15 protein-coding genes are annotated in these 12854 nt (G+C 73.0%); 10 read left to right on the top strand and 5 right to left on the bottom strand.

Going from position 1 to position 12854, the window contains the following annotated elements:
- Positions 1-49 precede the first annotated feature (49 nt).
- Together pta and MCBG_RS24765 are read left to right on the top strand one after the other, a co-directional pair.
- The gene (pta, locus tag MCBG_RS24770; RefSeq protein ID WP_140946433.1) at positions 50-2125 is read left to right on the top strand and encodes a phosphate acetyltransferase; all 2076 of its coding nucleotides are present in this window, start codon (positions 50-52) and stop codon (positions 2123-2125) included.
- On the top strand, positions 2122-3234 hold the full coding sequence (locus MCBG_RS24765; protein ID WP_043328539.1) for an acetate/propionate family kinase: 1113 nt from the start codon (positions 2122-2124) through the stop codon (positions 3232-3234). Before pta ends, MCBG_RS24765 begins: the two co-directional genes overlap by 4 nt.
- Positions 3235-3337: 103 nt before the next feature.
- Here the strand turns inward: MCBG_RS24765 and MCBG_RS33195 are convergent, their stop codons facing one another.
- On the bottom strand, positions 3338-3511 hold the full coding sequence (locus tag MCBG_RS33195) for a hypothetical protein (protein ID WP_166457193.1): 174 nt from the start codon (positions 3509-3511) through the stop codon (positions 3338-3340).
- A gap of 181 nt (positions 3512-3692) precedes the next feature.
- Between MCBG_RS33195 and MCBG_RS24760 the strand changes: the two genes are divergently transcribed.
- From MCBG_RS24760 to MCBG_RS24750, 3 genes are all read left to right on the top strand, one after another.
- The gene (locus tag MCBG_RS24760; RefSeq protein ID WP_043328537.1) at positions 3693-4817 is read left to right on the top strand and encodes an alpha/beta hydrolase family protein; all 1125 of its coding nucleotides are present in this window, start codon (positions 3693-3695) and stop codon (positions 4815-4817) included.
- Positions 4818-4930: 113 nt separating this feature from the next.
- The gene (locus tag MCBG_RS24755) at positions 4931-5464 is read left to right on the top strand and encodes a nucleotidyltransferase domain-containing protein (protein ID WP_043328535.1); all 534 of its coding nucleotides are present in this window, start codon (positions 4931-4933) and stop codon (positions 5462-5464) included.
- A 41-nt stretch (positions 5465-5505) separates the two neighbouring features.
- Positions 5506-6471, top strand: coding sequence for an alpha/beta hydrolase family protein (locus tag MCBG_RS24750; protein WP_043328533.1), 966 nt, complete (start codon positions 5506-5508; stop codon positions 6469-6471).
- 99 nt (positions 6472-6570) lie between these two features.
- Here MCBG_RS24750 and MCBG_RS24745 read toward each other — a convergent pair whose 3' ends face one another.
- From MCBG_RS24745 to MCBG_RS24735, 3 genes are all read right to left on the bottom strand, one after another.
- Complete coding sequence (locus MCBG_RS24745; RefSeq protein ID WP_030503225.1) at positions 6571-7524, bottom strand: zinc-binding dehydrogenase; 954 nt, start codon at positions 7522-7524, stop codon at positions 6571-6573.
- 85 nt (positions 7525-7609) lie between these two features.
- Positions 7610-8785 carry an NAD(P)-dependent malic enzyme gene (locus MCBG_RS24740; RefSeq protein ID WP_043328531.1) on the bottom strand — a complete coding sequence of 392 codons (1176 nt, stop codon included), beginning with the start codon at positions 8783-8785 and terminating at the stop codon, positions 7610-7612.
- Positions 8786-8942: 157 nt separating this feature from the next.
- The gene (locus MCBG_RS24735; RefSeq protein WP_043328529.1) at positions 8943-9281 is read right to left on the bottom strand and encodes a S24 family peptidase; all 339 of its coding nucleotides are present in this window, start codon (positions 9279-9281) and stop codon (positions 8943-8945) included.
- Positions 9282-9359: 78 nt separating this feature from the next.
- On the opposite strand from MCBG_RS24735, the gene sodN reads away from it, so the two are divergent.
- From sodN to MCBG_RS24720, 3 genes are read left to right on the top strand one after another with little or no spacing between them, the layout of a single operon-like run.
- Positions 9360-9764 carry a superoxide dismutase, Ni gene (sodN, locus tag MCBG_RS24730; RefSeq protein WP_043328527.1) on the top strand — a complete coding sequence of 135 codons (405 nt, stop codon included), beginning with the start codon at positions 9360-9362 and terminating at the stop codon, positions 9762-9764.
- Entirely contained in the window at positions 9761-10285 is a 525-nt protein-coding gene (locus MCBG_RS24725; protein WP_043328524.1) for a GNAT family N-acetyltransferase, read from the top strand. Before sodN ends, MCBG_RS24725 begins: the two co-directional genes overlap by 4 nt.
- 32 nt (positions 10286-10317) lie before the next feature.
- The gene (locus tag MCBG_RS24720) at positions 10318-10725 is read left to right on the top strand and encodes an ATP-binding protein (protein WP_030503230.1); all 408 of its coding nucleotides are present in this window, start codon (positions 10318-10320) and stop codon (positions 10723-10725) included.
- Between the two features lie 37 nt (positions 10726-10762).
- Here MCBG_RS24720 and MCBG_RS24715 read toward each other — a convergent pair whose 3' ends face one another.
- Positions 10763-11164: a hypothetical protein gene (locus MCBG_RS24715; protein WP_043328520.1), complete on the bottom strand. Its 402-nt coding sequence runs from the start codon at positions 11162-11164 to the stop codon at positions 10763-10765.
- A gap of 43 nt (positions 11165-11207) precedes the next feature.
- Between MCBG_RS24715 and MCBG_RS24710 the strand changes: the two genes are divergently transcribed.
- Together MCBG_RS24710 and MCBG_RS24705 are read left to right on the top strand one after the other, a co-directional pair.
- Positions 11208-12158, top strand: a complete 951-nt coding sequence (locus MCBG_RS24710; protein WP_043328518.1) for a diacylglycerol/lipid kinase family protein — start codon at positions 11208-11210, stop codon at positions 12156-12158.
- Positions 12159-12606: 448 nt separating this feature from the next.
- Positions 12607-12854, top strand: a 248-nt coding sequence (locus tag MCBG_RS24705; protein ID WP_084789686.1) for a WhiB family transcriptional regulator, incomplete at its 3' end; no start/stop codon positions are given.

Below are 12854 nucleotides of genomic sequence, written 5' to 3'. Positions count from 1 at the left end.
AGCCGTGCTGACCAGGCAGAACGGACAGCACCGACCTCGATCTTGTAGGTTGGGTGCCGTGGCGCGCAGCGTGTACCTGACCGGCGTTGGCTCGGGCGGGGGAAAATCGACAGTGGCGCTCGGGCTGGCCGAGCTGTTGTCCCGCCAGGTGGAACGAATCGGCGCGTTCCGGCCGCTCGTCACCGGCGACGGCACCGACCCGATCCTGGCCCTGCTCACCGAGCGCTACCGGATGGATCTGCCGGTCGACGAGCTGTACGGCGCCACGTACGCCGAAGCGAGCGCGCTCGTCGCGGACGGCCGCCGGGAGGAGCTGATCTCCCGGATCGTCACCCGCTACCGGGAGGTCGAACGCCGCTGCCCGGCGATAGTGGTGGTCGGCAGCGACTTCGCCTACGGCGACGGCACCGGCCCGCGTGAGCTGGCCTTCAACGCCCGGCTCGCGACCGAGTTCAGCAGCGTCGTGGTCCCGGTGGTCGACGGTTTCGGGCAGACGCCCGAGACGATCGCGGCGGCGCTGCGCGGCGCGTACCACGATCTGGTCGACCTCGGCGCGACGGTGATCGCGGCGCTGGCCAACCGCGTGCCGGAGCCGATGACGCTGCCCGAGCTGCCGGTGCCCGCGTACGCGATCCCGGAGGTGCCGACCGTGTCGGCGCCGACGGTGGCCGAGGTCGCCGCGGCGCTGCGCGGCACCGTGCTCACCGGCGACGAGACCGCGCTCGACCGTGACGTGCTCGACTACGTGGTCGGCGCGGCGCACGTGCCGACGCTGCTGGACCACCTCACCGACGGGGCGCTGGTGATCACCCCGGGCGACCGCGCCGACCTGCTGGTGGCCGCCGGGGCCGCGCACGTCGCCGGGCAGGTGTCGCTGGCCGGGCTGGTGCTCACGCTCGGCGAACAGCCCGACCCGCGGGCCATGCGCCTGGTCGAGCGGATGAACACCGGGCTCCCGGTGCTGTCGGTACCCAGCGACAGCTACGACACGGTGTCCGCGTCCAGCCGGATCGAGGGCCGCCCCAGCACCGCCAACCCGCGCAAGGTCGAAGCAGCGCTCGGCGCGTTCGAACGCTGCGTGGACACCGACGACCTGGCCCGCCGGCTGCGGGTCAGCCGGTCCGCGCGGGTCACCCCGCTGATGTTCGAGAACGACCTGATCGACCGGGCCCGCGCCCAGCGCCGCCGGCTCGTGCTGCCCGAGGGCGCCGACGAACGGATCCTGCGCGCGACCGAGGTGCTGCTGCGCCGGAGCGTCGCCGAGATCACGCTGCTCGGCCGCCCGGACGAGATCGCCCGCCGCACCCGGGAACTGGGCGTGGACCTCGGCGACGCGCAGGTGGTCGACCCGGCGACCAGCCCGTGGCGGGACGAGTTCGCGCAGGCGTACGCGCAGTTGCGCGCCCACCGCGGCGTCACCGTGGAACTGGCGCACGACATCGTGGCGCAGCCCAACTACTTCGGCACGATGATGGTGCAGACCGGCCACGCCGACGGCATGGTGTCCGGCGCCACCCACACCACAGCCGCCACCATCCGGCCCGCGTTCGAGATCATCCGGACCGTGCCGGGCGTCTCGGTCGCCTCCAGCGTCTTCTTCATGCTGCTCGCCGACCGGGTGCTCGTCTACGGCGACTGCGCCGTCAACCCCGACCCGGACGCCGACCAGCTCGCCGACATCGCCATCTCGTCGGCCGACACCGCGGCCCGGTTCGGCATCGAGCCGCGGGTGGCGATGCTGTCCTACTCCACCGGCAGCTCCGGCGCGGGCGCCGACGTGGAGAAGGTCGCGGCGGCCACCAAGCTGGTCCGGGAACGCCGGCCCGACCTGCTGGTCGAGGGCCCGATCCAGTACGACGCGGCGATCGACCCGCAGGTGGCCGCCACCAAGCTGCCGGACAGCCCGGTCGCCGGGCGCGCCACGGTGTTCATCTTCCCGGACCTGAACACCGGCAACAACACGTACAAGGCGGTGCAGCGGTCGGCCGGGGCGGTGGCGGTCGGGCCGGTCATGCAGGGCCTGCGGCGGCCGGTGAACGACCTGTCCCGCGGCGCCACCGTGCCCGACATCGTCAACACGGTGGCGATCACCGCCATCCAGGCCGCCGCGGAGGCGTCGGAATGAGCCGCATCCTGGTCCTCAACAGCGGATCCTCGTCGGTCAAGTACCGGCTGTACGACGGCGACGACGTCCTGGACAAGGGCACCGTCGAACGGATCGGCGAACCCGGCGGCGGGCCGGCCGACCACGAGAGCGCGGTCCGGGAGATCATCGGTCGGCTCGACCTGACCGGGCTGGCCGGCGTCGGCCACCGGGTGGTGCACGGCGGGCGGAAGTTCAGCGAGCCGGTACGCATCGACGACGCGGTGGTCGCCGCCATCGAGGACCTGGTGCCGTTGGCCCCGCTGCACAACCCGGCCAACCTGGCCGGCATCCGCGTCGCGCTGGAGGCGCTGCCGGACGTCCCGCAGGTGGCCGTCTTCGACACCGCGTTCCACCACACGCTGCCCGAGGCCGCCGCCACGTACTCGATCGACAAGGCCACCGCCGAGCGGTACGGCGTCCGCCGCTACGGCTTCCACGGCACCTCGCACGCGTACGTCTCGCGGCGCACGGCGGACCTGCTCGACCGCCCGTACGACCAGCTCAACACCATCACGCTGCACCTGGGCAACGGGGCGAGCGCCTGTGCCGTCCAGGGTGGCCGCAGCGTGGCCACCTCGATGGGCATGTCACCGCTGGAGGGCCTGGTGATGGGCACCCGCAGCGGCGACCTCGACCCGACAGTCATCTTCCACCTGCGCCGCGAGGGCGGTATGGGCGTCGACGACATCGACGACCTGCTCAACCACCGCAGCGGCCTGCTCGGGCTGACCGGCGCCAACGACATGCGTGAGGTGCTGGCCCGGCGTGCCGCCGGTGACCCGGACGCGACACTGGCCTTCGACGTCTACTGCCGGCGCATCACCGGCTACGTCGGCGCGTACTACGCGCTGCTCGGCCGGGTCGACGCGATCGCGTTCACCGCCGGGGTGGGCGAGCACGCCGCGCCGGTGCGTTCCGCGTCGCTGGCCGGGCTGGAGCGGCTCGGCATCGCCGTCGACCCGGCGCGCAACGACGGCCACGGCGACCGGATCGTCTCGCCGGACGGCGCGGAGGTGGCGGTGCTCGTGGTCGGCACCGACGAGGAGCGGGAGATCGCCCGCGAGACCCGCGAGGTGCTGGGCGTCTGACCGCGTTCGGGGCGACGGTGCCGCTACCTCGGCGGGGTGGCGTGACCCCAGCGTCTCAGGTGCCGACCCTGCCGCTGCCGGCGACCGGCGCGCGGCGGCCGGGTCAGCCCAGGGCGATCCAGGCGACCAGCGCGACCACCACGACGACGGCGACAGCCACACCGGCGATCAGCGGCACCCGGGACGGCGCCGACGCCGACGCGGCCGGCTCGGGCGAATCGACGAACGCGCGGAACTGCGCTGTGTTGCCACTCGGGTCGGTGTAGTTCTCAGCCATGCGGGTGACCCTAGCGAAACCGGCCGGACCAGGCCGCCCCGCCAGGCCGGAGCTCGACATCCGGCTCACCCGGCCCGCGCAAACCCGCCCGGCCGGTGGAGGCGTCGCCCGGCCGGGTGGTGACGGCAGCCGATCCGGACGGCGGGCGCGGACCGACCACTCGGCTGCCTACCGTGCAGGTGTGAGGGGGCAGCGGCTGGTGGCCGCGCTGATGACGGCGCTGCTGGCCGGCTGCGGCCAGGCCGTCGCCACCACCGATCCCGTACCGGCCGGTGTCCGGCCCGCGCCCGATCGCCAGTACGCGGTGGGGATGCGCCAGTTCACGCTCGACCCGGAGGGCGCGCGGCCGCTGCCGGTCACCGTCTGGTACCCGGCCGACCTGCCCACGCAGGCGACCCCGTCCGCGTCCACGGATCCCGCCGGACAGGCCCGCGCCACCGCACAGACCCTCGCCACCAAGCCCGATCGGACCACCGCGTCAGGCTCCGCCGCGCTACCCGGCTCCGCCCCCGCACGTGACGCCGCCCTCTCGCCGGGCCCCGCCGCCACCTCGACCGGCCCCGCCGCCGGGCCGTCCGGCACCGGCACGCTGGACGGGCCACGGGTGCGGCCGGGCGCGCCGTTCGCGGCGGGCCGGTTCCCGGTGGTCCTCTACAGCCACGGGCTGCGCAGCCTGCCCGCGCTGCACGCCGCCCTGACCAGCCGCTGGGCGGCCGCCGGGTTCGTGGTGGTAGCGCCCACCTACCCGCGTACGAGCCTGCGCGCCCGCAGCTACACCCGCGACGACGTACGCAACCAGCCGGCCGACGCCTGGCGGCTGGTCCGTCACCTGGTCCGTCTGGGCACCCGCCCCGGTGACCCGCTCGGCGCGCACCTGGCCGTGGACCGGTTCGCCGCCGCCGGGCACTCGGCCGGTGGTCACACCAGCCTCGGAATGTTCGCCTCCGGGCAACCGACCCCGCTACGGGCCGGGATCGTGATCGCCGGTGGCCGGATGGTCGCCGGCTTCTCCCGTCCGCTCGCGCCGATGCTGTTCGTGCACGGGAGCGCCGACCGGATCGTGCCGGAGTCGATCGGCCGGGCCGCGTACGCCCGCTGCCTCGGGCCGGCCGCCTTCCTGAGCCTGCGCGGTCAGGGCCACGGCGAGTATCTGACGCCGGGCCGGGCCGGTTTCCCCCAGGTGCTCGCCACCACCACCGACTTCCTGCGCTGGACGCTCTACGCCGACCGGGCGGCGCTGCGCCGCCTCCCCGCCGACGCGACATCCCCCGGCACAACTTTCACGACCCACTCCCTCCCCACGTGACCGCACCCGGCCCAGCGCCGTTGATCATGAGGTTGACGGCGACAAACCGGACAGCAGATGCCGCCAACTTCATGATCGACGCGAGCCGGGGCAGGGGTGGGTAGGGTGCGGGCGTGGACGGGCTGGAAGGGCGGCAACTGGGCGCCATCCGTGAGGTCGTCGAGGTGGCCGGAGCGGCCGGGATCGACGTCTGGCTGCGCGGCGGCTGGGCGATGGACTTCCACCTCGGAGCGGTGAGCCGCCCCCACGTCGATGTCGACTGGTACTGCTGGCGGCGGGACGCCGACCTGCTGGCCGACCGGCTCGGCGCGCTCAGCTGGCGGCCCGACCCCCGAATGCCGGCAACGCTCCAGCTCGACCTGGTCCGGGACGACGTCGAGCTGAGCTTCGCGTACCTCGACCGGGACACGGCGGGCCGGGTCGTCGTGGGCGCCGGACCGTGGGCGGGCACCGTCCTGCCCGAGGGCATGCTGAGCGCCCCACCCGGCCGGATCGGTCCGCTCGCGGCCCCGGTGATCAGCGTCGCCGCGCAGATCGAGTTCAAGGAGATGTTCCCGGTCTGGATGCCGGAGCGGCCCCGCCGTGCCAAGGACGCCGCCGACCTGGCCCGGCTCCGGGCATCGGCGTGCGACCACCCGACCGGCTGACCGGGCGGGGTCACAGGCGATCGCGAGGCACAATTCAGTTCATGCGCCGTCGTCCCGTCGCCCTGCTCACCGCCGCCGTCCTCGGCGCCGCCCTCGCCGGCTGCTCGGAGCAGCCCGCCGCCCCGGCCGGGCGGCCCGCTCCGGACACCGCACCGACAAGCGTCACACCGACCCCGCGCGTACCCGCCGGCAAGGCGCCCACGGAGAGCTTCGCGGTCGGCGTACGCCAGGTGAAGCTGAACCGGGACGGCAACCGGCCGTTGCCGGTGACGATCTGGTACCCGGCGGCGGGCGCGGCCGGTGGCGCGGTCGAGCGCTCCGCCCCGGCGGCGGACGGGCGGTTCCCGGTGGTGCTGTTCAGCCACGGGCTGACCGCCCGGCCGGAGGACTACCAGGTGCTGCTCACGCGCTGGGCGGCGGCCGGTTTCGTGGTCGCCGCGCCACGTTTCCCGCACACCTCTCGGGGCACCGACGGCAACGCGCTGGACGTGCTGAACCAGCCGGCCGACGTGTCGTACGTGCTGACCCGGGTGCTCGCGCTCGGCGAGAAGGCGGGCGATCCGCTGCGTGGCCGGCTGGACCCGGAGCGGGTGGCCGCGACCGGGCACAGCGCCGGTGGCGTGACCACTATCGGCCTGTTCACCGCGGGCCGGGACGCGCGGCTGGACGCGGGCATCGTCTTCGCCGGCACCGCGCTCGGCGTGGGCACCGCGTTCGCCGGCACCGTCGCGCCGCAGTTGTACGTGCACGGTGAGGCCGACGAGGTGGTGTCGTACGCCGCAGGCAAGGCCGTCTTCGACGCGGTGCCGTGGCCGAAGGCGATGCTCAGCCTGCCGAAGGGCGACCACGGCCGGGCGCTGCTCGGCGACGGCAAGGCGCTCGGCGTGGTCGCGGACACCACGATCGAGTTCCTCCGCTGGACGCTCTACGGCGACCCGGCGGCGAAGGAGCGCCTCCCCGCCGCCGCGGCCCGCGGCGGTGTGGCCACGCTCGACGACCGGCTGTAAGGAAGGGCCCCTTATTAACGCCTCCGGTAGAGAAGGGGCCCCTTCTTAACACGCCGCGCCGCGCGCCGCCAGCGCCGAGCACCATCCGCGCCGCGCGCCTCAGGCGGTGTGGTCGACGACCACCTTGCCGAAGACGTCGCCGGACTGCAGCCGGGCGAACGCCTCGGTGATCTCGCTGAACGGCACCACCCGGTCGACCACCGGCCGCACCTCGTGCTCGGCGCAGAACGCGAGCAGCTCGGTCAGCTCGTCGGGTGTGCCCATCGAGGTGCCGAGGATCTCCAGCTGCATGGCGAAGACCCGGCGCAGGTTGACCTTCGGCTCGTGGCCGGAGGTGGCGCCGGAGACCACGATCCGGGCCATCGGCGCGGCCGACTTCAGCGAGTGGTCGAACGTGGCCGCGCCGACCGTCTCGATCACCACGTCGACCCGTTCCGGCAGCCGCGCGCCGGGCTCCAGCGCGGTCGCGCCCAGCTCGGCGATCCGCTCCCGCTTGGCGGCGTCGCGGCTGGTCGCGTACACCCGCTTGCCGAGTGCGACGCCGAGCGCGACAGCCGCGGTGGCCACGCCACCGCCGGCGCCCTGGACCAGCACCGACTCGCCGTCGGCGACCCGGCCCTTGGTGGTCAGCATCCGCCAGGCGGTGAGCCAGGCCGTGGGCAGGCACGCCGCGTCGGTGGCCGACAGGCCGTCGGGCAGCGGCAGGAGGTTCATCCGGGGTACGGCGACCAGCTCGGCGAACGTGCCCTGGTAGTGCTCGGAGAGGATGGAGACCCCGCGCGGGTCGCCCGGGGTGGGCACCACCGGGTAGATGACGACCTCGTTGCCGTCCGGGTCGGTGCCGACCGCGTCGCAGCCGAGGATCATCGGGAGCTGGTCGGCGGTCAGGCCCACACCGCGCAGCGACCAGAGGTCGTGGTGGTTGAGCGAGCTGGCCCGGACCCGCACGGTGACCCAGTCGTCCTGTGGGTGGGTCGGCTCGGGACGGTCGCCGACGGCGAGCGCGGCGAGCGGGTTGTCGGTGTCGAAGGCCGAGGCGAAGGCAGCACGCATGATCGGCACGGTAACAAGCTGAGCAGCAGTTAAGAAGGGGCCCTTCCTCTACCGGAGGCGTTAAGAAGGGCCCCTTCCTTACATCTCAGCGGCGGGCGACGCCGTCGCGGCGGGCGGCTTCGGCGACCGCCTCGGCCACCGCCGGCGCGACCCGGGGGTCCAGCGGCGAGGGCACGATCGCGTCGGCGGTCAGCGACTCGGCCACCACGTTCGCGATGGCGTCGGCGGCGGCCACCTTCATCGAGTCGGTGATCCGGGTGGCGCCGGCGTCCAGCGCGCCCCGGAACACGCCGGGGAACGCGAGCACGTTGTTGATCTGGTTCGGGTAGTCGCTGCGCCCGGTGGCGACCACCGCCACGTGCCGGGCGGCCACCTCGGGGTGCACCTCCGGGGTGGGGTTGGCCAGCGCGAACACGATGCCGCCGGGGGCCATGCCGGCCACCGCCGCCTCGGGGATCTGGCCGCCGGAGACGCCGATCAGCACGTCCGCGCCGCGCAGCGCCTCGGTGATGTCGCCCTGGCGGCCCTCGGCGTTTGTGAGTTCGGCCAGCTCGGCCTTGGTGCCGGTCAGCTCGCGGTGCCGGCCGATGATGCCGCGTGAGTCGCACACCACCACCCCGGCCGGGTCGACGCCGCCGGCGATCAGCATCTTGGTCACCGCGACACCGGCCGCGCCCGCGCCGCTGACGGCCACCCGCAGGTCGCCGAGCTTGCGGTTGAGCAGCGTGGCGGCGTTGCGCAGCGCGGCGAGCACCACGATCGCGGTGCCGTGCTGGTCGTCGTGGAAGACCGGGATGTCCAGCGCCTCGTCGAGCCGCCGCTCCACCTCGAAGCAGCGCGGCGCGCTGATGTCCTCCAGGTTGATCCCGCCGAACGAGGGCGCGAGCGCCTTGACCGTCGCGACGATCTCGTCCACGTCCTGCGTGTCCAGGCAGACCGGCACCGCGTCGACGCCGGCGAACTGCTTGAACAGCACCGCCTTGCCCTCCATCACGGGCAGCGCGGCGCGCGGGCCGATGTTGCCCAGACCGAGTACGGCGGAGCCGTCGGTGACGACCGCGACGGTGTGCGACACCCAGGTGTAGGTGTCGGCGAGCGCGGGGTCGGCGGCGATCGCCTCGCACACCCGGGCAACCCCCGGGGTGTACGCGAGGGAGAGGTCCTCGCGGCTGGTCAGCGGGACGGTGGAGGCGACTGCCATCTTGCCGCCGACGTGCAGGCGGAAGACGGGATCGGCGGGGTCCGGGGTGGACGAAGACATGGTGACTCCAGGATCTGTCGAGCAGACGGACCGGCCGGCGTGGTCAGCGGTGGTCAGCGACCGGCGGCGCGGCGGTGCGGGGGTCACCCGGGCACTTTCCGAGCATAGTCACGCTTCGGCAGCCAGTATGTGAGCGGGGTCATATCCGCTCCGGTCGTTACCGGCCCCTGACCAGTCCCGGACGCGGCCACCAGCGGGCCACCACCCGGCCGCGGACGTCGGCCACCCCGTACGCGCGGGAGTCGTCGGCGACGAACTCGTTGTCGCCGCGCAACCACCAGCCGCCGTCGCGCGGTTCCACCGCCCGCTTGACGACGAGCAGGTCGGGACGGCTGCGGAAGACCGCGACGACCACGTCACCGGGGCGCACCGCCCGGCCGCCGGTGCGGACCAGCACCGCGTCGCCGTGCCGCAGCGTGGGGGACATGGAGGGGCCGGTCACCAGCACCGGCGTCAGCGGGCCACGCAGCGCCGGAGGTTCGCCGGTGGGCGCCATGTCACCTCCCAGCCCCCGAGGGCGTCTCCAGGAGTAATGTCGTCTTGGATCATCGCAAACAACCCATGGAGGACCCTGATGCGCCTTCCCCGCATCCTCACGCCCCGGGTGACGGCCAGCGCTCACTGCGACCTGCCCTGCGGCGTATACGACCCGGCCCAGGCCCGGATCGAGGCCGAGTCGGTCAAAATGATCTGTGAGAAGTACCAGGCCAACACCGACCCGGAGTTCCGCACCCGCGCCATCCTGATCAAGGAGCAGCGGGCGGAGCTGGTCAAGCACCACCTGTGGGTGCTCTGGACCGACTACTTCAAGCCGCCGCACTTCGAGAAGTACCCGCACCTGCACCAGCTGTTCAACGAGGCCACCAAGCTGGCCGGCGCGGCCGGCGCCAAGGGCGCGACCGACCCGGCCAAGGCGGACGAGCTGCTGGCGAAGATCGACGAGATCTCGAAGATCTTCTGGGAGACCAAGCAGGCGTGACGTCGCCCGACGGCACTCCGACGATCCGGCCGGTACGTCCTGGGGACGTACCGGCCGTCGTCGCCATGGTGCACGAACTCGCCGAGTACGAGCGCGCCCCGGAGCAGTGCCACCTCACCGCCGAGCAGCTGGAGGCGGCCTTGTTCGGGCCGGCGCCGGCGCTCTTCGGTCACGTGGCCGTCGACGCGGCGGACCAGCCGATCGGTTTCGCGCTCTGGTTCCTCAACTTCTCCACCTGGGCCGGCGTGCACGGCATCTACCTGGAGGACCTGTACGTCCGCCCGGCCGCCCGGGGCACCGGCGCGGGCCGGATGCTGCTGGCCACCCTCGCCGCGATCTGCGTCGAGCGCGGCTACCAGCGGCTGGAGTGGTGGATGATCAACTGGAACCCGGCAGCCCGCTTCTACGCCGCGATCGGCGCCACGCCGATGGACGAGTGGACCCCGTACCGCCTGGCCGGACCCGCGTTGCGCGAGCTCGCCACGCACGCGACGGCCGCGCCCACGCGGCCGGCCCCCTGACCGGGTAGAGTCCCGCACCGGGGGGAGGAGCCGTGACTCAACTGACCGGGCACCCGACGACTGACGACGACGTCGTCCACCTCACCGTGCCCGCCGACGGTGGTTACCTCGGCGTGCTCCGCACCGCCACGGCCGGCCTCGCGGCCCGGCTGCAGTTCGCCCTCGACGAGATCGAGGACCTGCGCATCGCCGTCGACGAGGCGTGCGCCATGCTGCTCGCCATCGCCACCCGCGACGCCGAGCTGGAGTGCCGGTTCGCGGTCACCGAGGACGCGCTCACCGTCGAGGTCACGGTGCCGACGGTCCGGGGCGCGACGCTGCCGTCGGAGTCGTCGTTCGCCTGGAAGGTGCTCACTGCGCTGACCACCGGGGCCAACGCCCACGCGACCGACGGCCGGGCCACCATCTCGCTGCTGACCCGCCGCGCCGGCGGCTACTGACCGGGTCGCGGCCACCGCTCCGGCGGCCGTCCGGCGTTCAGCGGGCCGGGTCGCCGAAGCCGAGCGCGCGGTTGGTCGGGCCGCTCACCAGCAACCCGACCATGCCGATGCCGAACGCCATGAGCGGCAGCCCGAGCCAGCCCATGCCGCCCTCGATCATGAACCAGCCGACCGGCAGCAGCATGAGCTGAAGCACGATCGCGGGCGCGCGTGCGCCGGCGCGACGGCGGGACAACGCGCCGCCGAGCGCCCAGAGCGCCACCGCGCCGCCGATCGCGAACGCGGTCACCCACAGCGCCGAGACCAGGTCCGTCGTCTCAGCGGTGAGGTCGGACCAGATGAGCCACACCGCGATCAGCCCGAGCGCCGCCGCCTCCGCGCGTAGCAGGAGCACCGCGGCGCGCAGCGTGCCGGGGACCGGGTCGGAGTCGATCGTCACGGGCGCCACGATACCGGTGGGTAGTCGCGGTACAGTGCCGCCCATGCGGGCCGTCCTGGTGGTCAATCCGAAGGCCACCACCACCAGCGAGCGCAGCCGGGACGTGCTGGTCCGGGCGTTGCGCAGTGAAGTCGACCTGTCGGTGCGCTACACGCGCCGGCGGGGCCATGCCATGGACCTGGCCCGGGAGGCCGCCCAGGAGGGCGTCGACCTGGTGGTCACGCTCGGTGGCGACGGCACCGTCAACGAGGTGGTAAACGGCCTGATGGCGGCGGAGCCGCCGACGTTCCGGACCGGGCAGACCTCGGCCGAGCGGCTGCCCGCGCTGGCCACCGTGCCCGGCGGCTCGACGAACGTCTTCGCCCGCGCGCTCGGGCTGCCCCGGGAATGGCCGGACGGCACCAGCATGATCCTGGAGGGACTGCGGCTGGGCCGGTCCCGCACGATCGGGCTGGGCCGGGCCGACGACCGCTACTTCACGTTCTGCGCCGGCTTCGGGCTGGACGCGGCGGTCATCCGCCGGGTGGAACAGTCCCGCAGGAAGGGGCGCGTCTCCACGCCGGCGCTCTACTTCCGGTCCACCGCGAGCCAGTACTTCGTCGGCTCGGACCGCCGCCACCCGTCGATCACGCTGGAGCGTCCGGGTGAGGCGCCGGACACGGAGCTGGCCACGGCGATCATCCAGAACACCGCGCCGTGGACGTACCTGGGCGACCGGGAGATCAACCCGAACCCGGAAGCCTCGTTCGATCTCGGGCTCGACGTGCTCGCGCTGCGGCGGCTGCGGGTGGCCAGCACGGCCCGTACGGCGGCGCAGTTCTTCTCCCGGAAGCCGGACCCGCACGGCAAGCAGGTGCTGCGCCTGCACGACCTGGCGGAGTTCACCCTGCGCTCGGAGCGCCCACTGCCGTTCCAGATGGACGGGGACTACCTCGGCGAGCGGGAGAAAGTCCGATTCACCTCCGTGCCGGCGGCACTGAGAGTAATCTGCTAGGTCTCGGGTACTCCAGTCGGTTGACGCGGATCCCCCCGCCGCGCGGGCGCGGTGGCCGCCACGCCGAGGAAGGGTGCCGGAAATGTCAGCAACGTCACGCAGACCGTACTACATTGATTATCGACTGTGGCACGCCGGGTAACCAGGACCCTGGTAAACCCGGACAAATGGGTGGTGAGCCCGCTCACTGTTCGGAGTTTTTCCGAGCGGCACCCTTGACATCGCTGTAGTTCGTGAAAGTATTCACAAGCGAACTCGTGTTGCCGGGACATTGCCTGGATATGCTCGTTCGGTTGAGCTGTTCCAGCAGGTCCAGGCACCCCACAGCCTGCTCACGCTGCGCCGAATTGATGGATGCTGACCGTCACCCTTCGGCAATGCGGACGCAAATAGGAATAGCAACGAAGCGTTTACTGGCCACCCACTAAGAATGAGGAGTGTTGCCGCCATGGACTGGCGCCACGATTCGGTCTGCCGCGACGAGGACCCGGAGCTGTTCTTCCCCATCGGGACGTCCGGCCCGGCCCTCCTTCAGGTGGAGCAGGCGAAGGCCGTCTGCCGGCGCTGCCCCGTGACCGACCAGTGCCTGCAGTGGGCGCTGGAGTCCGGTCAGGACGCCGGCGTCTGGGGCGGGATGAGCGAGGAGGAGCGCCGCGCGGTGAAGCGCCGCGGCGGTCTCCGGGTGCTGCGCGCTCA

The organism is Micromonospora sp. M42 (genome assembly GCF_000568915.1).
In the GTDB taxonomy this organism is placed as follows: Bacteria; Actinomycetota; Actinomycetes; order Mycobacteriales; family Micromonosporaceae; genus Micromonospora; species Micromonospora chalcea.
Note: the sequence above shows the minus strand (reverse complement) of the source record. Positions and strands in the feature narration are given on the sequence as shown.